This is a genomic window from Sphingomonas sp. Leaf357, assembly GCF_001423845.1.
Lineage (GTDB): Bacteria > Pseudomonadota > Alphaproteobacteria > Sphingomonadales > Sphingomonadaceae > Sphingomonas.
Genome location: NZ_LMPM01000003.1, coordinates 18,409 through 42,877 on the forward strand (window position 1 = coordinate 18,409; position 24,469 = coordinate 42,877).

General features: G+C 65.6%; 21 protein-coding genes. 15 read left to right on the forward strand and 6 right to left on the reverse strand.

The annotated features are described in order from the left end of the window. Positions 1–52 precede the first annotated feature (52 nt). Positions 53–376, reverse strand: a complete 324-nt coding sequence (locus ASG11_RS16660; RefSeq protein ID WP_055782915.1) for a glycine zipper 2TM domain-containing protein — start codon at positions 374–376, stop codon at positions 53–55. Positions 377–498: 122 nt separating this feature from the next. Between ASG11_RS16660 and hpnK the strand changes: the two genes are divergently transcribed. The 3 genes from hpnK to ASG11_RS16675 all read left to right on the forward strand — a co-directional run bounded on the left by hpnK (position 499) and on the right by ASG11_RS16675 (position 3,216). Beyond that, a complete protein-coding gene (gene hpnK / locus ASG11_RS16665; protein ID WP_055782918.1) occupies positions 499–1,329 on the forward strand; it encodes a hopanoid biosynthesis-associated protein HpnK in 831 nt (276 codons plus the stop codon). A 103-nt stretch (positions 1,330–1,432) separates the two neighbouring features. Further along, on the forward strand, positions 1,433–2,236 hold the full coding sequence (locus tag ASG11_RS16670; RefSeq protein ID WP_236697592.1) for a ferritin-like domain-containing protein: 804 nt from the start codon (positions 1,433–1,435) through the stop codon (positions 2,234–2,236). A gap of 23 nt (positions 2,237–2,259) precedes the next feature. Then, the gene (locus ASG11_RS16675; RefSeq protein ID WP_082472933.1) at positions 2,260–3,216 is read left to right on the forward strand and encodes a lysylphosphatidylglycerol synthase domain-containing protein; all 957 of its coding nucleotides are present in this window, start codon (positions 2,260–2,262) and stop codon (positions 3,214–3,216) included. 135 nt (positions 3,217–3,351) lie between these two features. Here the strand turns inward: ASG11_RS16675 and ASG11_RS16680 are convergent, their stop codons facing one another. Beyond that, positions 3,352–5,214, reverse strand: coding sequence for an ABC-F family ATP-binding cassette domain-containing protein (locus ASG11_RS16680; RefSeq protein ID WP_055782927.1), 1,863 nt, complete (start codon positions 5,212–5,214; stop codon positions 3,352–3,354). A 78-nt stretch (positions 5,215–5,292) separates the two neighbouring features. Between ASG11_RS16680 and ASG11_RS16685 the strand changes: the two genes are divergently transcribed. The 12 genes from ASG11_RS16685 (at position 5,293) to ASG11_RS16740 (ending at position 18,500) form a co-directional block, all read left to right on the forward strand. Beyond that, positions 5,293–5,760, forward strand: coding sequence for a GreA/GreB family elongation factor (locus ASG11_RS16685; protein WP_055782930.1), 468 nt, complete (start codon positions 5,293–5,295; stop codon positions 5,758–5,760). Between the two features lie 2 nt (positions 5,761–5,762). Continuing rightward, complete coding sequence (locus tag ASG11_RS16690; protein WP_055782933.1) at positions 5,763–5,942, forward strand: hypothetical protein; 180 nt, start codon at positions 5,763–5,765, stop codon at positions 5,940–5,942. A gap of 135 nt (positions 5,943–6,077) precedes the next feature. Further along, positions 6,078–7,259, forward strand: coding sequence for an NAD(P)/FAD-dependent oxidoreductase (locus ASG11_RS16695; protein WP_055782935.1), 1,182 nt, complete (start codon positions 6,078–6,080; stop codon positions 7,257–7,259). 66 nt (positions 7,260–7,325) lie between these two features. Beyond that, positions 7,326–9,047, forward strand: a complete 1,722-nt coding sequence (locus ASG11_RS16700; protein WP_055782938.1) for a DEAD/DEAH box helicase — start codon at positions 7,326–7,328, stop codon at positions 9,045–9,047. 67 nt (positions 9,048–9,114) lie between these two features. Next, complete coding sequence (locus ASG11_RS16705) at positions 9,115–9,561, forward strand: YaiI/YqxD family protein (RefSeq protein ID WP_055783592.1); 447 nt, start codon at positions 9,115–9,117, stop codon at positions 9,559–9,561. Between the two features lie 191 nt (positions 9,562–9,752). Continuing rightward, positions 9,753–10,910, forward strand: a complete 1,158-nt coding sequence (locus tag ASG11_RS16710; protein WP_236697572.1) for an efflux RND transporter periplasmic adaptor subunit — start codon at positions 9,753–9,755, stop codon at positions 10,908–10,910. Positions 10,911–10,917: 7 nt separating this feature from the next. Beyond that, positions 10,918–14,112: an efflux RND transporter permease subunit gene (locus ASG11_RS16715; protein ID WP_055782944.1), complete on the forward strand. Its 3,195-nt coding sequence runs from the start codon at positions 10,918–10,920 to the stop codon at positions 14,110–14,112. Continuing rightward, entirely contained in the window at positions 14,109–15,572 is a 1,464-nt protein-coding gene (locus tag ASG11_RS16720) for an efflux transporter outer membrane subunit (protein WP_055782946.1), read from the forward strand. Before ASG11_RS16715 ends, ASG11_RS16720 begins: the two co-directional genes overlap by 4 nt. Positions 15,573–15,653: 81 nt before the next feature. Further along, the gene (locus ASG11_RS16725; protein ID WP_156363855.1) at positions 15,654–16,013 is read left to right on the forward strand and encodes a poly(R)-hydroxyalkanoic acid synthase subunit PhaE; all 360 of its coding nucleotides are present in this window, start codon (positions 15,654–15,656) and stop codon (positions 16,011–16,013) included. Between the two features lie 37 nt (positions 16,014–16,050). Beyond that, entirely contained in the window at positions 16,051–17,124 is a 1,074-nt protein-coding gene (locus ASG11_RS16730; RefSeq protein WP_055782953.1) for an alpha/beta fold hydrolase, read from the forward strand. Continuing rightward, positions 17,121–17,657, forward strand: coding sequence for a GNAT family N-acetyltransferase (locus ASG11_RS16735; protein ID WP_082472935.1), 537 nt, complete (start codon positions 17,121–17,123; stop codon positions 17,655–17,657). The genes ASG11_RS16730 and ASG11_RS16735 overlap by 4 nt, the downstream gene beginning before the upstream one ends. A gap of 51 nt (positions 17,658–17,708) precedes the next feature. Continuing rightward, the gene (locus tag ASG11_RS16740) at positions 17,709–18,500 is read left to right on the forward strand and encodes an esterase/lipase family protein (RefSeq protein ID WP_055782958.1); all 792 of its coding nucleotides are present in this window, start codon (positions 17,709–17,711) and stop codon (positions 18,498–18,500) included. Between the two features lie 43 nt (positions 18,501–18,543). Here ASG11_RS16740 and ASG11_RS16745 read toward each other — a convergent pair whose 3' ends face one another. The 4 genes from ASG11_RS16745 to ASG11_RS16760 form a co-directional block, all read right to left on the reverse strand. Then, entirely contained in the window at positions 18,544–18,894 is a 351-nt protein-coding gene (locus ASG11_RS16745) for a phasin family protein (RefSeq protein WP_055782961.1), read from the reverse strand. Beyond that, complete coding sequence (locus ASG11_RS16750) at positions 18,894–20,405, reverse strand: WS/DGAT/MGAT family O-acyltransferase (protein ID WP_055782964.1); 1,512 nt, start codon at positions 20,403–20,405, stop codon at positions 18,894–18,896. The genes ASG11_RS16745 and ASG11_RS16750 overlap by 1 nt, the downstream gene beginning before the upstream one ends. A gap of 286 nt (positions 20,406–20,691) precedes the next feature. Continuing rightward, on the reverse strand, positions 20,692–21,042 hold the full coding sequence (locus ASG11_RS16755) for a GIY-YIG nuclease family protein (RefSeq protein ID WP_055782967.1): 351 nt from the start codon (positions 21,040–21,042) through the stop codon (positions 20,692–20,694). A gap of 89 nt (positions 21,043–21,131) precedes the next feature. Further along, a complete protein-coding gene (locus tag ASG11_RS16760) occupies positions 21,132–24,344 on the reverse strand; it encodes a bifunctional cytochrome P450/NADPH--P450 reductase (protein ID WP_055782969.1) in 3,213 nt (1,070 codons plus the stop codon). Between the last annotated feature and the right edge of the window lie 125 nt (positions 24,345–24,469).

Below are 24,469 nucleotides of genomic sequence, written 5' to 3' on the forward strand. Positions count from 1 at the left end.
TCTTGGCGAACCCCGGACCGGCAGCGCACTACCGACCCGGGGGCTGGTCAATTCAGCAACCGTTGCGGCGGTTCTGAGCCGAATCGTGCTTCTTGTCGAGGTGACGGCCGAGCAGACCACCACCGACGGCACCGGCGATCGTGCCCACGGTTCCACCGCCGAGCACGTTGCCGAGCACGCCGCCGCCGGCTGCACCGGCGATCGCGCCGGTCGTGCCGCTGCTCTTCTTGCAGCGATAGTAAGAGCGGTGATAGCGGCCATCCTTGCCCTTATAGGTGCGGTATTCGCGCGACTGAGCGGACGCGGCGGTCGGTGCGACGACCATCGGCGGAGCGGCGACGGCGACCATCAGGGCAGCGGCTAGGATCTTTTTCATGCGGGTTCTCCTGGGTAATGTGCCCTTATAATACCCATCGGCGCTGATTGTTTCATGAACGGATCGTTTAACCGAGGGCAAGGTTTCGGCCGCGCCCCGAATTTCAATGCTAAGGCCCAGATATGGCGGATTTTTCCAACCCGGCACGCGGCCTGATCGTCACCGCGGATGATTTCGGCGCGTCGCTTGCCGTCAACGAGGCGGTCGAACAGGCGCATCGCGGCGGCATCCTGACCGCCGCGAGCCTGATGGTTTCCGGCAACGCCGCCGCCGACGGCGTCGCGCGGGCGAAGGCCATGCCTGCGTTGGGTGTCGGCCTGCATCTCGTGCTGGTGGAGGGGCGGCCCACCCTGCCCCCCGAACGGCTTCCCGATCTGGTCGATGCCAGCGGGAATTTCAGTGCGAACATGGTCCGCACCGCGTTTGCCATCGCACTGAAGCCCGCCGCCCGCCGCCAGCTTCGCGCCGAGATCGACGCACAATTCGCCGCCTTCGCCGCGACCGGCCTGCCGCTCGATCACGTCAATGCGCACAAGCATTTCCATCTCCACCCGATGATCGCGTCCGCCGTGATCGAGATCGGCCGGAGCTACGGCATGACGTCGGTCCGCGCGCCGATCGAGCGCGGCACGCCGGGATTGGAATATTGGTGGGCGACCCGCCTGCAACGCCGCCTGCGCCGCGAGGGGATGCTGGTGCCCGATCAGGTCGTCGGTCTCGCCTGGACCGGTGCGTTCGATTCCGATCGGATGCGCGCTGCGCTGGCCGAATTGCCGCCAGGGCTGACCGAAATCTACACCCACCCCGCGACCGATGATGTCTGGCCGGGTTCCGCGCCCGGTTATCGGTACCGCGACGAACTCGTCGCGCTCAAGGACGATCTTGCGAAGGCCACAATCGTGCGCGATGGAGTTTCGCATGGCAACTTCTCTCACTTCGCGCCGGCATCCTGATCTCGAACCGCTGGCGATCTCGCCGCCGAGCTTCGAAGCCCCGCCGCCGCCCGAACGCCCGATCCGGCTGGGGTCGCCCGAACATCGCAGCCTGCTGTCGCGCATGATGCTCGATTCGCACGATGCCTATCGGCCCGCGCTGATCCACTGGCCCAAGCTGGACGACGAGACCCGCAACCGCATCGTCAGCCTGCCGATCTGGGACATCGCGGTGCAGACCGAGGGCCGCGCGTCGATGAACGTGAAGACGTTCAACGAATCGATCGACGATCCCCTGCTGCACGAGGCGATCGGGATGAACGCCTATGAGGAACGCCGCCACAAGATCGTCCTCGCCGACATGGTGCAGGCTTACGGCATCGAGCTCGAACCCGAGCCCGCGTACGTGCGCCCGCGCGACCCCGAATTCGCCTTCATGCGCACCGGTTATTCGGAATGCATCGACAGCTTCTTCGGCTTCGGCCTGTTCAAGATCGCCAAGGATACCGGTTTCTTCCCCGACGAGCTGATCGACACGTTCGAGCCGGTGATGCGCGAGGAAGGGCGGCACATATTGTTCTTCGTCAATTGGGTCGCGTGGTGGCGCCGCACGATGCCGTGGTGGCGCCGGCCCTATTTCGAGGCGAAGGTGCTCGTCGTCTGGCTGTTCCTGATCGGAGAGCGGATCAGCATGGCCAAGGGCATGGGCAAGGACAATACCAAGGCGCAGGAGAACAATTTCACGCTCAACGGCTCGAAGGAGCTGGGCGTCGAAGTGACGTTTCCGGAACTGGCGCGCATCTGTCTGGCCGAGAACGACCGGCGGCTGGCACCGTATGACCAGCGCTTGATCCGCCCGAAATTCGTCCCGGCGATGATGCGGCTGGCGTTGCGCTTCGCGGGCACGCCCAAGGGAGCCACAGCCTGAGCGGATATGCCCGCGTCGGCATATTGCTGGCGACGTTGGCGGGTCTGGCGGCGGCGATCTGGGCGTTCGGGTCGGCCGGCTTCGCCAACGTGCTGGCGGCGACCGCCCGCGTCGGGCCGGGCGGTTTCGTGGCGTTCTGCGTGTATTCGCTCGCGGGGTTTGTACCCCTGGGTGCGGCGTGGCTGGTGGCGGCACCGGGCGAACCTGCATCGCGGGTCTGGCTGTTCAGCTGGGCGCGCGTGCTGCGCGAGGCGGTGTCGGATCTGCTGCCCTTCTCGCAGATCGGCGGGATCGTGATCGGTACGCGATCGCTGCTGCACGCCGGGATCGCGCCGACCCGGGTCTATGCCTCGCTGGTCGTGGACATGACGACCGAGATGGCGGCGCAACTCGTCTTTACGTTGTTCGGTCTGTCGCTGATGGCGTCGATCCTGATGGGCAGTTCCGCCGCCGCGTTGCGCCCGATGATCTTTGGCGGCACCGCGGCGATGATCGCGGTGATGATCCTGTTCTTCGTTGCGCAGCGCCCGGCGCTGATGCTGGCGGAGCGGATCGCGGGACATTTCCTGCCGGGATCGGCGGCGACGATGGCCGGCCTGCTCGATACGTTGCGCGCGACCTATGCCACGCGAAGTCGGGTGATCGCGGCCTTCGCCTTCAATCTGGTCGGCTGGGTCGCCAGCGCATTCGGCGCGTGGCTGGTCCTGCACCTGATGGGCGCGGACGTTTCGGTCTGGTCGGCGCTGTCGCTGGAAAGCCTGATCTTCACGTTGCGCAGCGTCGCCTTTTTTATCCCCGCCGCGATCGGCGTGCAGGAGGCGACCTATGCGCTGGCCGCGCCCTTGTTCGGATTGCCGGCGGAAATGGCACTGGCGCTGTCGCTGGTGAAGCGCGCGCGGGAATTGGCGATCGGGCTGCCTACGCTGGTGATCTGGCAGGCGCGCGAGGCGAAGGCGGTGGTGGCGGCGCGGTTGCGGTAGATAGATCGACTTAAATATCATCACCCCGGACTTGTTCCGGGGTCCACTGTGCCGCGAACCCAGCGCAAAAATCATCTAACTTGAACCAAGTCGCTTGGTGGACCCCGGAACAAGTCCGGGGTGACGAAGGCTAGATCAACCCGCCCCCTCCACCGCCTCGCTCGCCTCCAGCCAGGCCGCCTCCGCCGCCTCCAGCTTCGCCGCAGCCTCGGCGCGCCGCTTGGAAAGTTCGCCCATCGACAGCTTCTTCAGATAGCTTTCCGCCTTGGATGGGTCGAACATCGCCTGATCGAGCGCACGCACCTCGGCGGTGAGCTTCACCGTCTTGCCCTCGGCATCCTGCGCCGCCTTGCGCAGGTCCGACACCTTCTCGCGCGCGGCGGCGGCGGCCTTCTTGTCCTTCTTGCCGAACTTCTGGCCATCCGCCTTGGGCTGGTTCTTCCCCAGGATGAAGTCGGTGTAATCCTCCAGACTGCCGCCATATTCGTTGGCCTGCCCGGCATCGACCAGCACCAGCCGGTCGGCGGTCAGCTCGATCATGTGCCGGTCATGGCTGACGATCACCACCGCGCCGCTATAGGCATTGAGCGCCTGCACCAGCGCCTCGCGCGCGTCGACGTCCAGATGGTTGGTTGGCTCGTCGAGGATCAGCATGTGCGGCGCATCGCGCGTGATCAGCGCGAGCGCGAGGCGGGCACGTTCGCCGCCGGACAGCTTGCCGACCTTCGTCGTCGCCTTCTCGCCCGAAAAGCCGAACCGCCCGAGCTGACCGCGTACCGCCGCCGGCGTCTTGCCCTTCATCAGATGGGTCATGTGTTCGAGCGGTGTATCCTCGGTATCGAGTTCCTCGACCTGATACTGCGTGAAATATCCGACGCGCATCTTGCCAGAGACGGAGATCTCGCCGTCCATCGGCGTCAGTTGCGCTGCGAGCAGGCGCGCGAGCGTCGTTTTGCCATTGCCGTTGCGACCCAGCAGCGCGACGCGATCGTCGGGATCGAGCCGCAGGTTGAGGCGCTGCAGGATCGGCTTGCCCGCCGTGTAGCCGACACTGGCCATGTCGAGCGTGACGAGCGGTGGGCGCAGTTCCTCGGGCGATGGGAAGTCGAACGACAGCGTCGGATCCTCGGCCATCGACGCGATCGGCTGCATCTTCGCAAGCATCTTCTGGCGCGACTGGGCCTGCTTCGCGGTCGAGGCGCGGGCGGAATTCTTGGCGATATATTCCTGGAGCTTGGCGCGCTGCGCGTCCTGCGAGGCCTTCGCTGCCGCCAGCTGCGCGGCGCGTTCGGCGCGCTGGCGTTCGAACGAATCGTAGCCGCCGGTGTAGAGGAACACCTTGCCGCCCTCGAGATGCAGGATGTTGTCCACGACGTTGTTGAGCAGATCGCGTTCGTGACTGATGATCACGATCATGTTCGGATAGGCCTTGAGGAAATTCTCCAGCCACAGCGTCGCTTCGAGATCGAGATGGTTCGAAGGCTCGTCGAGCAGCAGCAGGTCTGGCTCGGAGAACAACAACGCCGCCAGCGCGACGCGCATCTTCCAGCCACCCGAATAGCTGTCGAGCGGACGGTTCTGCATCTCTTCGTCGAAGCCCAGGCCGACCAGGATGCTCGCGGCACGCGCAGGCGCGGTATAGGCGTCGATCGCCATCAGGCGCTCGTAGACCTCGCCCAGACGATCGGGGTCCTCGCACGTCTCGCTCTCGATCAGCAGCGTGGCGCGCTCCTTGTCGGCTTCCAGCACCGTTTCGATCGGCGTGGTCTGGCCGTGCGGCGCTTCCTGCTGGAGATAGCCGATGCGCGTCTTCTTTGGCATCTCGATCTCGCCGTCGTCCGGCTCGAGCTGTCCGATCATCACCTTCATCAGCGTGGATTTGCCCGCGCCGTTGCGCCCGATCAGCCCGACGCGGCTCTTGGGCGGCAGAGACGCGCTCGCGCGGTCGAGGATCATGCGGCCGCCAAGCCGCACCGTGATACCATTGATATTCAGCATGGCGAGCGCCCCTAGCACAGGGTGCGGCTTGCCCCAAGGGGCGGAGATGTGCGTTAGGGCGGTTATGAGGAAAGCATCATGAGCGTCGCGTTCCGCCGCGAGAGCGACGAGGAACATCTGGAGCCGAAGTTCGAACGGCCGATCGCGCCCGGGCCGAATCTGGTGACGGCGCGCGGCCTGAAACTGCTGGACGAAAAGGTCGCCGAGATCGAGGCGGCGGTGGCGGCGGAGGCCGACACCGTGGCGCGCGACGCCCTGAAGCGGGACCTACGCTATTGGCATACGCGCCAGACCACGGCGGAGGTCGCACCGACGCCGGAGGTCGGCACGGTCGGGATCGGATCGCGCGTGACGGTGCGGATGAACAAGGCGGAGCGCATCGTGGAGATCGTCGGCGGTGACGAAGCCGATCCGGCAACCGGCCGGGTGGGGTTCCAGGCCCCGCTCGCACAGGCGCTGATCGGCGGCGAGATCGGCGAGCGCGTGGAATTCAACGGTGTCGAGGATGCGATCAAGATCCTCGCGATATCGCCACAGGAGGATTGATCATGGCCGAGACCTTCGCCCGCCACCGCCAGCCCTGGAAACAGGACGAGGTTCAGAAACTGCACACGCTCGCGAAGAAGGGCATGGGCCTGAAGGCGATCGCCAAGGCGCTGACCCGTACCGAAGAATCGGTGAAGGACAAGGCCAAGGAAGACGGGCTGAACATCGCGAAATTGCGGTAGGGCATCCACTTCTTCCCCCCGATCGTCACCCCGGACTTGTTCCGGGGTCCACCGTGCCGCAAACGCAATGCCTGATGTCCTTTTGGCACAGTGGACCCCGAACCAAGTCCGGGGTGACGATTAAATGGGTGAGCCGTGCCTCAAAACCTTCCTTACGACGCGATCATCCTCGGCGCTGGTGCCGCAGGCCTGATGTGCGCCGCCGTTGCCGGGCAACGGGGCCGGCGCGTGCTTCTGGTCGACCACGCCGATCAGCCGGGCAAGAAGATCCTCATCTCCGGCGGCGGGCGGTGCAACTTCACCAACATCCACACCGCGCCCGATCGCTATCTCTCCGCCAATCCGCATTTCGCCAAGTCCGCGCTCGGCCGCTATACCGCGCAGGATTTCATCGGTCTCGTCGATCGCCACCGCATTGCATGGCACGAAAAGACGCTCGGCCAGCTGTTCTGCGATGGATCCGCCAGGCAGATCGTCGGCATGCTGCTGGACGAGTGCGACCGGGGGGATGTCGACCATTCCCTCACCCGACCCATCACCGCGATCGAGCACGCCGATGGCCTGTTCCGTGTCAAGATCGGCACCCGCGAAGCCACCGCCACCTCGCTCGTCCTCGCCACCGGCGGGCCATCGATCCCCAAGATGGGCGCGACCGGGTTCGCGTATGACATCGCCCGCAGGTTCGGCCTGACGATCGTCGAGCCACGCCCCGCCCTCGTTCCGCTCACGCTCGGTGGCGACGAGACCCTGTTCCGATCGCTGTCGGGCGTCGCGACCGAAATCGTCGCCAAATGCGGCAAGACCGCCTTTCGCGAGGCCGCGCTCTTTACCCACAAGGGCTTGTCCGGCCCCGCCATCCTGCAAATTTCCAGCTATTGGCGATCGGGTCAGCAGGTCGGGATCGATTTCCTCCCCGGCCACGACACCGGCTGGCTCGCCGCCGCGAAGCGCGCCCGGCCGCGCGGGCAGTTCGGTGCCGCCCTGGCCTCCGCCCTCCCCGCCCGCCTCGCCGAGACGTTGGCCGAGCGGCTTGCAATTTCGGGCGAGTTGCACAACATCAAGGATGCCCAACTGGCAGAAGCGGAACGCCGCCTGTCCGACTGGCTTTTCTCCCCCAACGGCACCGAAGGCTATGCGAAAGCCGAGGTGACAGCGGGCGGAATCAGCACCGCAGACCTGTCATCGCAAACAATGCAAGCCAAACGCGTACAAAACCTGTATGCGGTCGGCGAAGCGGTCGATGTCACAGGGTGGCTGGGCGGCTACAACTTTCAATGGGCATGGGCGAGCGGATGGGCCGCGGGCCAGTCCATCTGACAGCCTGACAACCCCGATGCGCGACATGCCGTGGTGGTGCCGCATCCTAATTGATTTGAGAGATTCATGCCCTTTTCAGCTCTGCCCCCGCTTCTCACCGAAGCGCTCACCGAACGCGGCTATGCCGCCCCCACTCCGGTTCAGGCCGGCGTTCTCGAACCCGAAGCGATCGGCCGCGATCTGCTCGTCTCGGCACAGACCGGTTCCGGCAAGACCGTCGCGTTCGGCCTGGCGATGGCCGCCGAACTGTTGGGCGAGGACGGCAAGCTGCCGCAGAAGGGCCCCCTCGCCCTGGTCATCGCGCCGACGCGCGAGCTGGCGTTGCAGGTCAGCCGCGAACTAATGTGGCTCTATGCCAAGACCGGCGGGCGCATCGTCACCTGTGTCGGCGGCATGGACGCTTCCAAGGAACGCCGCGCGCTGAACCACGGCGCGCATATCGTCGTCGGCACCCCGGGCCGCTTGCGCGATCACCTCGAACGTGGCGCGCTCGACCTTTCGTCGCTGCGCGTCGCCGTGCTGGATGAGGCCGACGAAATGCTCGACATGGGCTTCCGCGAAGATCTCGAACAGATCCTCGATGGCACGCCGACCGAACGCCGCACGATGATGTTCTCGGCGACGATCCCCAAGACGATCGCGGCGCTGGCGAAGCGCTACCAGCGCGATGCGGTGCGTATCTCGACCGTCGGCGAGGATCGTGGCCACGGCGACATCCAGTATCAGGCGGTGACCTGCGCCCCGGCCGATATCGAGAACGTCGTCGTCAACCTGTTGCGATTCCACGAAGCGGAAACGGCGATGCTGTTCTGCGCGACGCGCGACAATGTCCGTCATCTCCATGCCGGGCTGATCGAACGCGGCTTCAGCGCCGTGGCCTTGTCCGGCGAGCATAGCCAGAACGAGCGCAACGCCGCCCTGCAAGCGCTGCGCGACCAGCGTGCGCGTATCTGCGTCGCGACCGACGTCGCCGCGCGCGGGATCGATCTGCCGACGCTCAGCCTCGTCGTGCATGTCGAACTGCCGCGCGATGCCGAGACGTTGCAGCACCGCTCCGGCCGTACCGGCCGCGCCGGTCGCAAAGGCACCGCGATCCTGATCGTCCCCTATCCCCGCCGCCGCCGCGTCGAGTCGATGCTCAAGGGCGCGCGGATCAACGCCGACTGGATCAACCCGCCGACGCTGGAGGACATTCGCGAAAAGGATCGCGAGCGCCTGCTGACCACGCTGATGGAAGAGGTGGAGATCGACGACGACGATCGCGCACTGGGTGCCAAGCTGCTCGAGACCAAGAGCGCGGAAGATATCGCCGCGTTGCTGGTGCGCGCCCATCGCGCGCGGATGCCGGTGGCGGAGGAACTGATCTCCTCGTCCAAGGAATCCGCCGGTGCGCCGCGCAACGACGGACATCGCGAAGGCTTCGAGGATATCGTCTGGTTCCGTATGGATATCGGGCGTCGCCAGAATGCCGATCCGCGCTGGCTCCTGCCGCTGATCTGCCGTCGCGGGCACATCACCAAGAACGAGATCGGCGCGATCCGGATCTCGGCCGGCGAGACGATGTTCCAGGTGCCGCGCGCGATCGCCAACAAGTTCGCCGCCTCGGTCGCCCGCACGGCGAATTTCGACGGGCAGGACGAGAATGCGATCCGCATCGAAGCGGTCGAGGGCGAACCGCGCACGGCGGAACATCGCCCGCGCCTCACCCCCAGCGCACGCCCGAGCGGCCCCGCCCCGACGCGGCACAAGACCAAGACCTATCGCCGGACCAACGACCGGGCGCGGTGATCTTCCGCCCTGGTCCTCAATGGGACAGATTAAGTAGCGCCGGATGTCCTCAACGCCGCCCTCCAATATCCGCATCCTCGTCGATGGCGACGCCTGCCCCGTCAAGGACGAGATCTACCGTGTCGCCTACCGTACCGAGGTGCCGGTCACGATCGTCGCCAACAGCCATTTCCGCATCCCCGCACATCCGCTGATCGACCGCATGGTCGTCAGCGACGGCTTCGATGCCGCCGACGACTGGATCGCGGAACAGGCCAACGCGAAGAGTATCGTCATCACTGCGGACATCCTGCTCGCCGATCGCTGCCTGAAGGCGGGTGCAACGGTGCTGTCCTCGACCGGCAAGCCGTTCACCAACGCCTCGATCGGCGGCGCGATCGCCACGCGCGCGATCATGGCCGATCTGCGCGCCGGCGGAGACGTGATCGGCGGCCCGGCACCGTTTTCGAAGACCGATCGCTCGCGTTTCCTGTCCGCGCTCGATCAGGCGATCGTCAGGTTGAAACGTTGCTGATACATTTCTGATACACTTAAATCGTTGCAGTGCACCAAGATGATGCGCATCAGGAACAAACTTCAACCGGCAGGGTTGTGCGCCAATGCGCGTATGCTTCGATACTGCCGACGCGACTGGAATCGGTAGGATATCGAATGCTGTTGGATGACCGGTTGACGCCAAATATTCGCCCGGCGGCGTCTCTTTCCATGATATTGGCGGCGCTTGCCCTCTCGGCGTGCGGCAATTCGAACAAGAAGCCCGGTCGTGAGCAGGGGACGCCCGAAGTTGGTTATGTCGTCGTACAGCCGACGAGTGTCCCGATCACGACCGATCTCGGCGGGCGCACCACCGCTTACCAGAGTTCCGAGGTGCGCCCGCAGGTGTCGGGCGTGATCCAGCGGCGCTTCTTCACCGAAGGCGCGATCGTACAGAAGGGCCAGACGCTCTACCAGATCGATCCCAGCCTCTACCGCGCCGCGACCAACGAGGCGCGTGCCAACCTGACCAGCGCGCAGGCGAACGCCGAGGCCACCAGGATCAAGGCGGACCGTTACAAGCCGCTCGCCGAGATCCAGGCGGTTGCCAAGCAGGATTACACCGACGCCGCCGCCCAGGCACGCCAGGCCGCCGCGACCGTCGGGCAGACCCGCGCGGCATTGGAGACCGCGCGGATCAATCTGCGCTTCACCAACGTGCCCGCCCCGATCACCGGGCGGATCGGGCGGTCGCTGTTCACCGAAGGCGCGCTCGTGACCGCCAGCCAGACCGATCCGTTGACGACGATCCAGCGGCTCGACCCGATCTTCGTCGATATCCAGCAATCGTCGGCCGATCTGCTGGCGCTGCGTCGCGCGCTTGCCTCGGGGGGGCTTGCGCCCTCCAGCGCGGCCGTGCGCCTGAAGCTGGAGGACGGCAGCGATTACGGCCAGACCGGAACTGTCGAATTCGCCGAAGCTTTAGTTAACGAAAGCACGGGGACGGTCACGCTCCGCGCGCGCTTTCCTAACGCGCAGGGGTTGCTGCTGCCCGGCATGTTCGTTCGCGCGATCTTCGCGCAGTCGGTCGACAATAACGCCTATCTCGTACCGCAGGCCGGCGTGAAGCGTGATCCCAAGGGGTCCGCTACGGTGCTGGTCGTCAGCGCGGACAACAAGGCGGTCGAACGAAAGGTCAATGCCACCCGTGTCGTGGGGGCCAATTGGGTCGTCACCGATGGGCTGAAACCCGGCGACAAGGTGATCACCGAAGGCGGCGCGCGCGCCAAGATCGGCCAGGCGGTTAAGCCGGTGCCGGCTGGATCCGCACAGAAACTGAATACCGCGCCTGCCAAGGGCGGGGACAAATCCGCCCAGACCAAGAACTGATCGGCGCATGGTCTCGCGTATCTTCATCGACCGGCCGATCTTCGCTTGGGTCGTCGCGATCATCATCATGCTTGGCGGCATCGGCGCGATCTACACGCTGCCGATCGAGCAGTTCCCCGATGTCGCGCCGCCCAACGTCAACATCCGCGCCACTTATCCCGGTGCCTCGGCCGAGACACTCGAAAACAGCGTCACGCAGGTGATCGAGCAACAGCTGACCGGCATCGACGGGCTGCTCTACTTCGCGTCGAGCAGTTCGTCGCGCGGTTCCGTCACGATCACCGCGACGTTCGAGAAGGGCATCGATCCCGACATCGCGCAGGTGCAGGTGCAGAACAAGGTGCAGCAGGCGATCAGCCGCCTGCCGCAACAGGTGCAGCAACAGGGCCTGACCGTCACCAAATCCAACCCCGATTTCCTGTTGCTGGTCGCGATCTACGACGAATCCGATCGCCTGAGTAACCAGGACGTGTCCGATTACCTGATCGCCAATTTCCAGGACAAGCTCGGCCGTATCGAGGGTGTCGGCGACACCAACGTTTTCGGGTCGCAATATGCCATGCGCATCTGGCTGCGGCCGGACAAGCTGGCCAGCGTATCGCTGATGCCATCGGACATCATCACCGCGGTGACCGCGCAGAATACCGAGATCGCAGCCGGCGAAATCGGCGGCCAGCCGATGCCCGACACGCAGATGCTCAATGCGACGGTCACGGCACAATCGCGCCTGCAGACGCCCGAGCAATTCGCCAACATCATCGTCAAGACCGCGCGCGACGGATCGATCGTCCGCCTGTCGGATGTCGCCCGGATCGAATTGGGCGCGGAGACTTACGGTGTGGTCAGCCGCATCAACGCCCATCCCGGTGCCGGCATCGCGATCTCGCTCGCGCCGGGTGCCGACGCGCTCAAGACGTCGGAACTGGTCAAGGCCGAGATCGAGAATTCGGCCAAGTCTTTCCCGGCAGGGTTCAAATACGCCTTCCCGCGCGATTCCACGCAGTTCATCGAATTGTCGATCGAGGAGGTCGTGAAGACGCTGATCGAGGCGGTGATCCTCGTCGTCATCGTCATGTTCGTATTCCTGCAGAACTGGCGCGCGACCTTGATCCCGACGATCGCCGTGCCGGTGGTCCTGCTCGGCACGGTCGCGATCTTCGCGATCGCCGGCTTCTCGATCAACACGCTGACCCTGTTCGGCCTCGTCCTCGCGATCGGCCTTTTGGTCGATGACGCAATCGTCGTGGTCGAGAATGTCGAACGTTTGATGGACGAGAATCCGGACATGAGTCCGCGCGATGCTACGATCAAGTCGATGGACGAGATCACCGTCGCGCTGATCGCCATCGCGCTCGTCTTGTCGGCGGTGTTCCTGCCGATGGCGTTCTTCGGCGGATCGACCGGAGTGATCTATCGCCAATTCTCGGTCACGATCGTCTCGGCGATGATCCTGTCGGTGGTTGTCGCGCTGGTGTTGACACCCGCGCTGACCGCGACGTTGCTCAAGCAGCGCGACGAGGAAAAGCAAAGCGACAGCTGGTTCGCGCGAAAATCACAAGGTGCCAGGGACTGGTTCAACGACCGTTTCGATCGCACGACCGAAAAATATGTCGGTGCCGTCGGCAAGGTGGTCGATCGCAAGTGGCTTTTCCTGCTGATCTATGCCGGCGTGGTCGCCCTGCTCGCCGTCCTGTTCGTCCGCTTGCCGACCGGCTTCCTCCCGTCCGAGGATCAGGGCGGTGCGCAGGTGCAGTTCAACCTGCCGCCGGGTGCCACGCAGGCCCGCACGGTTGCGGTGCAGAAGCAGATCGAGCGCTATTTCCTCGAGAACGAGAAGAGCAACACCAGCGTGCTGTTCACCAATGCCGGCGGCGGCGGCGGTGGCGCGTCCGGGCAGAATACCGGTCGCGGCTTCATCGCCTTCACCGACTGGGCGGATCGCAAGGGTGCCGCCAACGTGGCGGACGCGATTACCCGTCGCGCGACCAAGGCGCTAAGCGGCCTGCGCGATGCCGAAATCTACGTGACCGTGCCCCCGGCCGTGCGCGGCCTCGGCCAGTCCGCCGGCTTCACGATGGAATTGCTCAATTCAGGCGGCCTAAGTCGCCCCGAATTCAAGGCGGCGCGTGACAAGCTCGTCGCCGCCGCCCGCGCCGAGCCGACGTTGCAGGCGATCCGCCTGACCGATCTCGAGGATCAGCCGACGCTGAAGATCGACATCGACCAGGCGAAGCTGAGCGCGCTCGGCCTGTCGCAGGCCGATGTCAATGCCACGCTCTCCACCGCCTGGGGCGGGCGTTACGTCAACGACTTTAACGATCGCGGCCGCGTGAAGCGGGTCTATGTCCAGGGCGACGCACCGTTCCGCCACGCCCCGACCGACCTGGCGCAATGGTATGTCCGCGCGTCCGACGGGCAGATGGCACCGTTCTCCGCCTTCTCGACCATCTCCTGGTCCACCGCGCCGCCGAGCATGGCACGCTTCCAGGGCGTGCAATCCTACGAGATTTCCGGCCAGCCGTCCGAAGGCCAGAGTTCGGGCGATGCGATGAACAAGATGACCGAACTCGCCGCGCAGATCCCGGGCACCACGGTTGCCTGGGCCGGATTGTCGTTCCAGGAGCGGCTGTCCTCGGGTCAGGCACCGTTCCTCTACGCGATCTCGTTGCTCGTCGTGTTCCTGTGCCTCGCCGCCCTGTACGAAAGCTGGTCGATCCCGGTCGCGGTGCTGCTGGTCATTCCGCTCGGCCTGGTCGGGGCGGTATTCGCCGTGACGCTGCGCGGCCTGGAAAACGACGTCTATCTGCAGATCGGTCTGCTCACCACGATGGGCCTCGCCGCCAAGAACGCGATCCTGATCGTGGAGTTCGCCGAACAGGCCGAGAAGAAGGGCAAGCGCGTCATCGACGCGGCGCTGGAGGCGGCCCGCCTGCGCCTGCGTCCGATCCTGATGACCAGCCTGGCGTTCATCTTCGGCGTGTTGCCGCTGGCGATCTCGACCGGTGCGGGCGCGAACAGCCGCGTCGCGATCGGCACCGCGGTGATCGGCGGTATGCTGACCGCGACCATTCTGGCGATCTTCTATATCCCGTTGTTCTTCGTGCTGGTGCGGCGCGGCACGCGGGAAATGCTCGCCAAGCTGCATCACGAAAAGCCGGACGAGCCGCATGCCGGCGAGCCGAAACCGGAGCCGGCGGCATGAAGCGTTCCATCCTGACCTTGGCCATAGCAGGCGCGGGCCTGTCCGCGTGCAGCCTCGCGCCGAAATACGTTCAGCCCGAACTTCCCGTCCCGCCCTCCTGGCCGGTCGGCGACGCGTATCTCAAGCGATCGGAGGCCGCCCTCCCCAGCGTATCCTATCGCGACATCTTCCGCGATGCGCGCCTGCAGCGGATTGTCGAACAGGCATTGGTCAACAATCGCGACCTGCGGGTCGCCGCCGCCAACATTGCGGCGGCACGCGCGCAATATCGCATCCAGCGCGCCGAATTGCTGCCGCAGGTCGATGCGACCGCCAACGTCACGCGCTCCGATGCCGGCACCGGTCGCACCAACAATGGCGGCGCGACCGTCACCGGCGGCGCACGCACCAGCTATACGGCCGATATCGGCATCACCGCGTTCGAGATCGACCTGTTCGGCCGCATCCGCTCGCTCAGCACCGCCGCGCAGAACCGGTATTTCGCCACCGAAGCCGCCGCCCGCGCGACGCGCCTGACGCTGGTCGGCGATATCGCCACCGCCTGGGCCACTTATGGTGCGGACAAGAGCCTGCTCAAGATCGCGCAGGACACGGTCGCCAGCGCTGGCAGCAGCGTGAAGCTGACCAAGGCGAGGCTAGACGGCGGGGTCGCGCCGCGTACCGATCTGGCGCAGGCGCAACTGGTGCTGGCGCAGGCGCAATCCGATCTCGCCGAACAGACCACCGCACTGGCGCAGGACATCAACGCACTGCAACTGCTCGTCGGCGCGCCGGTCGATGCCGCATTGCTGCCGGCCGATATCGAGGATGCAGGCAGGAACCTGTCCGAACTTCCCGCCGGCCTGGATTCGGGCATCCTGCTGCGGCGCCCCGACGTGCTGCAGGCGGAATACGAATTGCGCGCCACCAATGCCGAGATCGGCGCAGCGCGCGCGGCATTGTTCCCGCGCATCTCGCTCACCGCGGTCCTCGGTCTTGCCAGCAATGCGCTGTCCGGCCTGTTCACCGGTGGCGCCTTCAACTATTCGGTCGCGCCGTCGGCCAGCTATTCGATCTTCCAGGCGGGCGCGGCCAGGGCCAATGTCCGCCTGTCGGAGGCGCAGCGCGACGCCGCACTCGCCACCTACGAGAAATCGATCCAGACCGCGTTTCAGGAAGTGTCCGATGCGCTTGCCCGGCGCGGCACGATCACGGATCAGACCAGGGCCGCGCAATCGCTGGCGGCAGCGGCAACGGACAATTACCGCCTCTCGGACGCGCGGTATCGCGGCGGGATCGACACGTTCCTGCAAAGCCTCGATGCGCAGCGCTCGCTCTATTCCGCGCGACGCTCGCTGGTCGCGACGCAGCTCACCGCCGCGAGCAACCTCGTCACTTTGTATCGCGTGCTCGGCGGCGACGCGCTGCTCGAGGCGACGCCGGCCGGGCCTGTCCCGGTGAATGCCACGCCAAAGCCGTGATGCTGCGCCGATGCTGCGCACAATGCTGCCGCGACGGCATCGCTTGACGGATCGGTCCGGGCGGTAAAGGATGCCGGCAGCATGACGACTTCTCCCCCAGACCCCGGCGCCTTCTTCCGTGAAATGCTCGGCCAGTGGGAGAAGATGGCCAACCAGTTCGGCGGCCAGGTGATGAAGTCCGGCGAATTCTCGCGTGCGATGCAGGGTGCCAATGCCGCGACGATGAACGCACAGAATGCCGTGCATCAGGCGATGGACCGCGCCCTCGCCGCCGCCAACATGCCGAGCCGCAGCGAGGTCGAGGATCTCTCCGCTCGCCTGCGCGGAATCGAGGACAGCGTGGCGCGGATCGAGGCGCTGCTAATGGCTCAGGCCGGGATCAAGCCGCCGGAGCGGCCGAAACCCAGCCGCAATCGCAAGCCGCCGGCGAAGACGGGTTGATCGCTCATTCGTCTCCGTCATCCTTGAAGCGGGCGCGATGACCGAGACCACCGCCCCCGACGCCTTCGAACAGGCCCGCGCGTTGTTCGACCGCGCGATCCAGCGCAACTTCAAGGGGCTGGACTATTTCGCCTCGCCCGCCCCGGTGCTCGGCGCGTCGCCCAAGGATCTGCTGATCCAGCGCGGCACGATGAACCTGTATCACTATCGCCCGATGACGGACGACGTGTACCGCGTACCGCTCCTGCTCGTGATGGCGACGACCAATCGCGGCTATATCTTCGACATGGTGCCGGGGCAGAGCCTCGTCGAATATCTGCTCAAGGCCGGATACGACGTATTCATGCTCGATTGGACGCCGCCGCGTGCCGACGAGAAGACGCTGACGCTTGCCGATTACGTGCTGGACTTCATTCCCACCGCGATCGCTCGGGTGCAGGCCGAGACGGGCGAGGAGGATTTCAGCCTGGTCGGCTATTGCTTCGGCGGCGTGCTGTCCTTGCTCTGGGCCGCGCTGCATCCCGATGCGCCGATGAAGAACCTCGTCTGCTTCACCACCCCGGTCGATTTCGCGCAGATGGAGATGTTCCAGGCCTGGGCCGACCAGCGTTTCTTCGATGTCGATCGCCTGGTCGACACGTTCGGCAACTGCCCCGCCGACTATCTCTATTCCGCCTTCGACATGCTGCGGCCCGGCGCGAAGATCGCCGGCAACATCCGCCTGCTCGACAATCTGTGGAACGACGAATTCGTACGCTCCTTCCGCATGTTCGATCGCTGGGCGAGCGACACGCTGCCACTGGCCGGCGAGTATTTTCGCGAGACGACCAAAAAGCTGATGTGGGCCAACGCCCTCAACGAAAACACGATGGAGGTCGCCGGACGCCCGGTCGATCTCGCCCGGATCACCGCGCCGTTCCTGCATGTCACCGCCGAGCACGATCACATCGTTCCCTCCGCCGCCTCCGACCCGCTGATCGGGATGATCGGATCCACCGACAAGGAACAGGTGACAATGAAGGGCGGGCATGTCAGCCTCGTCGCCGGTGGGAATGCGATCAAGCGGCTATGGCCGAAATTGGTGGATTGGCTGGGGGATCGTTCGACGTGAGTTATCGTATCCGACGGTTCGAACCGACAGATCGCGACGCGATGCTGACCTTCGCGGACGGCTTGCCCGAACACGACCTGCTGTTCCTGGGCCGCGACCTGAAGCATCCCCGCGTGGTCGATGCCTGGCAATCCGCGATCGAGGAGGGCTGGATCGACAGCCTCGTCGCCGAGGATGACGGCGCGTTCGTCGGGACGGCGGCGCTGGTGCGCGATCCGCTGGGGTGGAGCGCGCATGTCGGCGAGATCCGCCTGCTCGTCTCGCCGACCAAGCGCGGGGCCGGGCTGGGGCGCGATCTGCTCGAGGGCATCTTCGCCATCGCGATCGAACGCGGCATCGCCAAGCTTACCGCGCAGATGACGCCGGATCAGATCGGGTCGGTGATGCTGTTCGAAAGCCTGGGCTTTCGCGCCGAGGCGTTGCTCAAGGACCATGTTCGCGATCGCGGCGGAAAGCCGCACGATCTCGCCATTCTGGCCTATGATGTCGCCCGTGTTGCCGCACACCATCGCGCCTTCGGGCTGGAGGAATGAACAATATCGACATCCGGCGGGTTTAAGACCGGAGCCACAGGAGACGAAACAATGGCAACTCAAGTACCTGCGGCGACCATTCGTCCGCCGTCGGCCATTCTGGCACTGACCGAACTGCCCCGCGCCATCGCCGAATTCGGCTCGCTCGGGCTGGCCGCGCCGATCCTCGCCAGCGCGCCGCGCGGCGACGGGCATCCGGTGCTGGTGCTGCCCGGCTTCGTGACGACGGACGTGTCGACTCGGGTGCTGCGGTCCTTCCTCAAGGGGTTGGGCTACGATGCGCATGCCTGGGAACTCGGCCGCAATCTTGGCCCCAAGGCGATCGGACGCGAAGGCGAGAAGCTCGCCGCGCGGTTGCAGGCGGTGCACGAACTGACGGGCAAGAAGGTCAGCATCGTCGGCTGGAGCCTCGGCGGTGTCATGGCGCGGCAATTGTCGCGCCGCACGCCGGATGCGGTGCGGCAGGTCATCACGCTCGGATCGCCCTTCACCGGTTCGCCGCGCGCCACCAATGCCTGGCGGGCCTATGAGGCGCTGACCGGCCACAAGATCGACGGCGAGGATGCCCGTGCGCAGATGAGCGAAAGCGAATGTGCGCCGCCCGTGCCCTCCACCTCGATCTTCACCCGCGAGGACGGGGTGGTCGCGTGGCAGAACTGCATCGAGCCGCTGGGGGCCGAGACCGACAACATCCAGGTGCATGGCAGCCATTGCGGCCTCGGGGTGAACCCGGCCGTGCTGTATGCCGTCGCCGATCGCTTGGCGCAGGCCGAGGACGATTGGCATCCCTTCGAGCGCAAGGGACTGAAAGCTTTGGTGTACCCGTTCGCCGGGCACGCGTGACGAACCTCGAGCCCCTCCCCAAGAGGGGAGGGGCTTAGCAAACTCAGTCCTTGCCCCGCAGCGGCGCGACCGAATCCTGGCCGATCTTCACGATCAGCTCGCCGATCTCTTTCGCCTGGGTCATGCTGCGCGAGCCCTGTTCGCGCAGATAGTCGCCCTGGACCTTCATCACCTCGGACAGATCCTTCGCACCGGCCGCGGCACGCAGCGCGGCAAAGGCTTCGCGGGCATTCTGTTCGGCCTGGTCGATCAGCTTCATGCTGACGGTCGATCCGCCCTCGGCGACCTTGGCACCCGATTTGCGCATCGCTTCGCCCGCCTTCTTCGCCGGATCGACGATCTTTTCGTTGATCGTGTCCTTCACCTTGTCGGCGGTCTTTTTCGTATCGGCCATCACGCTGCTCCTTGCTTGACTGCCGGCTTCCGCCCGGCTGCGGTCGGCTTTTTCGCCGTAACGGGTTTCACCGCCTCGGCCACCGGTGCCGGGCGGTCCATTGTCGCCGCCTTCAGCGCCGCGAACGAATGACGGAGCGCATCGGCATAGGCGTCCGGATCGGGCATCATCGCGCGATCGCAGGTGAACGAGATCGCGATCGTGTCGCCGTAGGAGTAGATCGGGTTGATCAGCCCCATCGAATCGAACACCGGCGCGGTGCCGTACATCGCGACCATCTTCGCACCGCAGAAATACATCGGCACGCGGCTGCCCGGCACGTTGGTGACGACGGTGTTGTAAACCGGCGCATGCGCGTTCGCCGCGCCGACCCGCGTGTAGAGCCGCGCCGCCAGCCCGGCCAGGCCCGCCGGGACCAGCTGGCTGTAATCGGCCAGCGTCCGCGCGCCGACCGCGTTGGTCATCTCCTTCGAATTGACCGCCGCCTCGTGCACATACCGCAGCCGCTCCAGCGGATCGGCGATCTGCGTGCCCAGCGGCACGACCATCGCCGACACGAGGTTGCCGAGCGCCGCCTTCTCGCCCTCGCCGCGCACCGAAATCGGGGCCATCGCGGTCAGCGATTCCACCGGCAGTTCGCCCTTGTCGTCGAGATATTTGCGCAGGCCGCCGCCGACCACCGCCAGGATCACGTCGTTGACGGTCGCGCCCGGCACCGCCTCCTTCATCGCCCGCACATCGGCGAGCTTGAACGGCACCGCGTCCCATACGCGGTGGGCCGAGACCTTGGCGTTGAAGCGGGTCTTGGGCGCCATCTTGGTGTTGGCGAGGCTGACGTCGCCCTTGCTCACGCTGGCGGTCAGCTTGGCCATGCCGGGCAGCGAGCGGCCGATCGTCTCGACGATCTTCATCGGCTGGCGCAGCGAATTGAAGTAGCTGCGCATCAGCAGATCGGCGACATTGGGCATGTCTTCCGGCCCCCATTGATCCTCGCCTTCGGGCGGGGTCATGCCGGGATCGAGATCGTGCACCGCCGCGGACATCTCGACGCCCGACATGCCGTCGATCGCCGCATGATGCACCTTGCTGACCAGCGCGAAGCAGCCCGGCGGGAGGCCCTCCACATTGTCGAGCCCCTCAACGATGGTGAATTCCCATAGCGGCTTGTTCAGGTCCATCGGCCGCGCGTGCAGCCGGGCGACCTGAATGCAGAGCTGCCGCCAGTCGCCCGGCTTGGGCAAGGCGATGTGCCGCACGTGATATTCGATGTCGAATTCTGGATCCTCGATCCAATAGGGATGATCGAGATCGAATGGCACGCGCACCAGCCGCTGCCGGAAGCTGCGCGCGCCCTGCAGGCGTTCGCCGATGAACTTCAGGATATCCTTGAACCGGACGAAGCCGCCCGGCGCGGTGGAGGGATCGTAGATGCCGACCGAGCCGATATGCATCGGCGTGTGCGGCGTCTCCAGATAGACGAACGACGCGTCCTGCCCGCTCAGTTGCAGCATATCTCTCTCCTGCGGCGTCTGTCGCGCCTGGGACACGAGGTTAACCGACATGCCGACGGGGGCAAGGGGCGAATCGGCGAAGTTCACACAAGGTCACGCGATATTGGGGGTGGCGACGGCTCGGATGGGGCTAAGTTCACACAAGGTCACACGGTCTGGGGCCTGAACGTGGCGGGCGCTGGGGGGATATGCGGAGATGTGAAAGAGCGGGGGTCAGCGTAGCGGAAGGGCGGCGTGTAGGACAGCGTGGCGGTCGGGGTTGATGCGACGTATCAAAGCAGAGTCGTCACCCCGGACGTGTTCCGGGGTCCGCCGTGCGATCGAGCGCTACGGGCAGCGACGGCAGACCGAACCCCACCGCAAGATCGTTCCACATCGGGTTGTGCGCTTCGATCAAGTTGCGCTTCCATTCGCGTCGCCAGCGCTTCAGCTGTTTCTCACGCGTGATCGCAGCATCCATCGTGTCGGCGATCTCGAAATGCACCAGCCGCAAAATGCCGTACTTTTTCGTATGACCATCAAATCGCCCTTCCCGATGTTGAAGCACGCGACCAATCAGATTTGAGGTGACGCCGACATACATCGCGCCGTTGTAGCGATTGGCCAGGATGTAAACGCACGGTGTCCGCTCGATCATCGCCTTCAGTATCTGGAGCCTGGCAGACCCCGGAACAAGTCCGGGGTGACGAAGCCTCCATGTCTAAAACCGGCCGAACGCCGCCCCGCTTACTTCCCGAAACCGAACACGTCCTGATGGAAGCGGCCGTCCTCGATCATCTGTTCCAGCCAAGCCGAGCCTTGCGCGTGTTCGTCGCCGCTCTGCTGCATCTGGATGCGGATCAGCGTGTCGCGCACCGCGGGGGCCATGAAGCGGCCGTCGCCGCACAGGAAGATCTGCGCGCCGGCCTGGATCGCGGCCCAGACCTTTTCCTGTTCGGCCCACAGCGCGTCCTGCACGAACTTCCACGGATGACTCTCCACCGCCGAGAAGGCGATGTACGGATCGATCACGCCCTGCTTCGCCCAAGCCTCGACCTCCGCACGGCAGAACCAGTCGTGGTCGGGGTGGCGGCAGCCGAAGAACAACAGGCTCGTCTCGATGTCCGCGCCCGCCGCCTTCTGGCTGCTGCGCTCCTGAACGAAGCCGCGTAGCGGCGCGAAGCCGGTGCCGGGGCCGATCAGGATCATCGGGATGCGCGGATCGAGCGGCGGCGCGAACGGCGGATTGGGGCGGCGGACATAGCCGAACACCTGATCGCCCGCCGCCACTTCCTGCATATAGCCGCTGGCGAACCCGCGATGCTCGCCCAGGCCGGACCAATGCGGCGCGGCCATCGTGCCGACGATCAGTTCCGCCACGTCCGGCGACACCAGGGGGCTCGAGGCGATCGAGTAGAAACGCGGGGCGATCGCCGCCGACAGTTCGACCAGCGCATCGAGCGACAGTTCGGCCGCCGGATGCTGTTCGAGCAGATCGACCAATGTCAGCCGCTTGCCCGCGATCTCCTCCTCGAACACGCCCTCCAGCCGCGCCAGTTCGCGCTTCGTGTTCGGGCAGCGAGTCTGCGCCGCGATCACCGCCAGTGCGCGCCTCGGCAGCGGATCGGACAGTTCGACGAAATCGGTGAGCAATTGCCGCACCGTCACCGTCTGGCCTAGCGGCAGGTGGCGGAAGCGCCCGCCCTGCCCGTTCAGCCGCAATTGCGCCGCGCCGGCCAGCCCGAGCCGCTCGATCGTCCGCGTCACCAGGTCCGGCCGGTTGCGCGCATAGACCGCGATATGGTCGCCGGTGCGATACTCCTGCCCCGCCGGCAGGCGGATGCGGATGAAGCGGGTCGACGGGCGTGGCGGCTCCTTCGCGAAATCCCACAGCCCGTCCGCCGGCAGGACCATCTCGTCATTGCCGACGATCTCGAGCAGTTGCGCGTGTTCGGGCAGCGCCTGCGCGCGCACCTCCTTGGTGTCGAGCATGTGCAGCGACAGCGTCGAGGTGGTTTCGCTCGGGGCGGCTTCGGACCCGAGCGCCTTCCACAGATCGCGCACGAAACCGGCAACCGCGCCGTCGAAATCGCCCTGCCCGTCGGCCTCGGCGCGAGGCAGCAGGCGGGTCGCGCCGGCCGCCTCGATCGCGGCATCCACGCGCTTGGGGAAGTTCTGATAGTTCGGCCATTGCGAATTGCCGATGCCGAGCACCGCGAACCGCGCGCCGGTCCAGTCGGCATGCTCGAACGCCCCGGCGTCCAGCGCGCGTTCCACCTCGACCGCGCTGTCGGGTGCGCGGCCGTTATAGGTCGCGGTGACGATCACGATCACCCGGTCTTCCGGCACCGCGCCGCCCTTGAAGCTCTCGTCCAGCGAGCGCACGACGGTGTCGAAGCCGTCGAGGTTGGCCCGCGCCGCGATCTCCTCGGCGATGTCGCGCGCCGTGCCGAGGCTCGATCCGTAGAGCACGGCGAAGCGCTGTCCGGTGCCCGAGATGGCGGCGACTGGCACGTCCTCGACCGTCGGTTCCGGGGCGGCCGTCACGCTCAGCCGTTCGTGCGGCTGGCGCAGCCGGACGCGCATGTAGAATTCGTCCGGCTTGATCGACAGCGTTTCCTTGATGCGCAATTTATAGGCGTGCGGATCGCTGATCGCGAACTTCTGCAGGATCATCGCCAGCGCCATCTTCGCCTCGACCATCGCGAACTGCCGCCCGATACAGGCGCGCTCGCCATTGCCGAACGGCTTGTAGGCATGCGGATGCCGCGCCGCTTCCGCTTCGGGCAACCAGCGATCGATGTCGAACTGGTCGGGATCGGCCCACACCGCCGGATCGCGATGCAGTCCGGGCGCGAACACGTTGACCGGGCGATCCTTGCGCAAATGATATTTGTCGCCGATCAGTTCGTCCTCGAACGGCGCGAGCGTGAAGGCCGGCGCGGTCGGCCAGAGCCTCAGCCCCTCCTTCAGGATGCGCTCGATCACCTCCAGCTTGGCGACGTCGGCATAATCGAGCCGCTTGTCGCCCGGCAGCACGCGGTCCACCTCGGCATAGGCCTGGGCCAGCACATGCGGATGGCGCAGCAGCAGATGCTGCGAGAAGGTCAGCAATCCGCTGGTCGTCTCGTGCCCCGCGATCAGGAAGGTGAGCACCTGATAGCGGATGTTGATATCGTCCAGCCCCTCGCCCGTCTCCGGGTCGATCGCGCTGATCATCAGGTTGAGCAGATCCTTTCCGTCGTTCGGATTGGCGCGGCGTTCGGCGATGATGCCGTCGACCAGAGCGTTCATCTCGACGATGTCGGCGGCATATTGCCGCTCGGCCTTCTTGGCGAAGCGCTGCTGGATCGGCATGCGCGTGATGATGTTGAGCGATTCCCCCAGCACGCGGGCGAGCGCCTCCAGGAAGCTGTCCAGTTCCTCGCGCTCGAAACTGGCGAAGCGGTGCCCGAAGCCGGCGATGGCGATCGAATCCAGCGTGAAGCGGGTCATGTCGTCGGCGACCAGCACGTCGGTGCCCGACAGGCGCGACCATTTGGCGACCAACTGGTCAGCGACCTCCAGCATCATGTCGTAATAGCCGCGCATCGAGCGCTGGCTGAACGCGGGCAGCAGGATGCGGTGCGCCTTGCCCCAGTTCGGCTCCTCGCTGAACGCGGTGAACAGGCCGTCGCCGGCGAACTTGCGCACCACACGCAGCCCCGGCCCGGGCATCTTGCGGAAGCGCGTCTCGTCGCACAATTCCTCGACCAGATCGGGGTTGGTGACGAACAGGCCGACGCGGCTGCCGAATTTCAGCTTGAAGATGCCGGCAGGAAAATCGCGGCTGACGCGCAGCAGATAGCCGATCAGCCCGGCGCGCGCGATCTGGTGGAGATGCCCGACGACCGGGAGTCCGGGGGGCGACGGGACGCTGGTGCGCCCGGTATCTTGGCCAAGGTCCGCCGCTGACGCCATGATGCTCTCCGCTTTTCTTTGCACCTCAACACAGGCGCAGGGGCAGCGCAACCGCGTTCCCCGCCTTCCGCTACGGCGAGGCCGCGCCCGGATCGCGCCGCACGGCCGAACCGCATGGCGCCTGC

Excerpts from the sequence above, each read along its gene's own strand:
- ASG11_RS16660 (WP_055782915.1), bottom strand. The coding sequence starts at position 376 with ATGAAAAAGATCCTAGCCGCTGCCCTGATGGTCGCCGTCGCCGCTCCG.
- hpnK (WP_055782918.1), top strand. The coding sequence starts at position 499 with ATGGCGGATTTTTCCAACCCGGCACGCGGCCTGATCGTCACCGCGGAT.
- ASG11_RS16670 (WP_236697592.1), top strand. The coding sequence starts at position 1,433 with ATGATGCTCGATTCGCACGATGCCTATCGGCCCGCGCTGATCCACTGG.
- ASG11_RS16680 (WP_055782927.1), bottom strand. The coding sequence starts at position 5,214 with ATGCTGAATATCAATGGTATCACGGTGCGGCTTGGCGGCCGCATGATC.
- ASG11_RS16685 (WP_055782930.1), top strand. The coding sequence starts at position 5,293 with ATGAGCGTCGCGTTCCGCCGCGAGAGCGACGAGGAACATCTGGAGCCG.
- ASG11_RS16690 (WP_055782933.1), top strand. The coding sequence starts at position 5,763 with ATGGCCGAGACCTTCGCCCGCCACCGCCAGCCCTGGAAACAGGACGAG.
- ASG11_RS16700 (WP_055782938.1), top strand. The coding sequence starts at position 7,326 with ATGCCCTTTTCAGCTCTGCCCCCGCTTCTCACCGAAGCGCTCACCGAA.
- ASG11_RS16710 (WP_236697572.1), top strand. The coding sequence starts at position 9,753 with ATGATATTGGCGGCGCTTGCCCTCTCGGCGTGCGGCAATTCGAACAAG.
- ASG11_RS16715 (WP_055782944.1), top strand. The coding sequence starts at position 10,918 with ATGGTCTCGCGTATCTTCATCGACCGGCCGATCTTCGCTTGGGTCGTC.
- ASG11_RS16720 (WP_055782946.1), top strand. The coding sequence starts at position 14,109 with ATGAAGCGTTCCATCCTGACCTTGGCCATAGCAGGCGCGGGCCTGTCC.
- ASG11_RS16725 (WP_156363855.1), top strand. The coding sequence starts at position 15,654 with ATGACGACTTCTCCCCCAGACCCCGGCGCCTTCTTCCGTGAAATGCTC.
- ASG11_RS16730 (WP_055782953.1), top strand. The coding sequence starts at position 16,051 with ATGACCGAGACCACCGCCCCCGACGCCTTCGAACAGGCCCGCGCGTTG.
- ASG11_RS16740 (WP_055782958.1), top strand. The coding sequence starts at position 17,709 with ATGGCAACTCAAGTACCTGCGGCGACCATTCGTCCGCCGTCGGCCATT.
- ASG11_RS16745 (WP_055782961.1), bottom strand. The coding sequence starts at position 18,894 with ATGGCCGATACGAAAAAGACCGCCGACAAGGTGAAGGACACGATCAAC.
- ASG11_RS16750 (WP_055782964.1), bottom strand. The coding sequence starts at position 20,405 with ATGCTGCAACTGAGCGGGCAGGACGCGTCGTTCGTCTATCTGGAGACG.
- ASG11_RS16755 (WP_055782967.1), bottom strand. The coding sequence starts at position 21,042 with ATGATCGAGCGGACACCGTGCGTTTACATCCTGGCCAATCGCTACAAC.
- ASG11_RS16760 (WP_055782969.1), bottom strand. The coding sequence starts at position 24,344 with ATGGCGTCAGCGGCGGACCTTGGCCAAGATACCGGGCGCACCAGCGTC.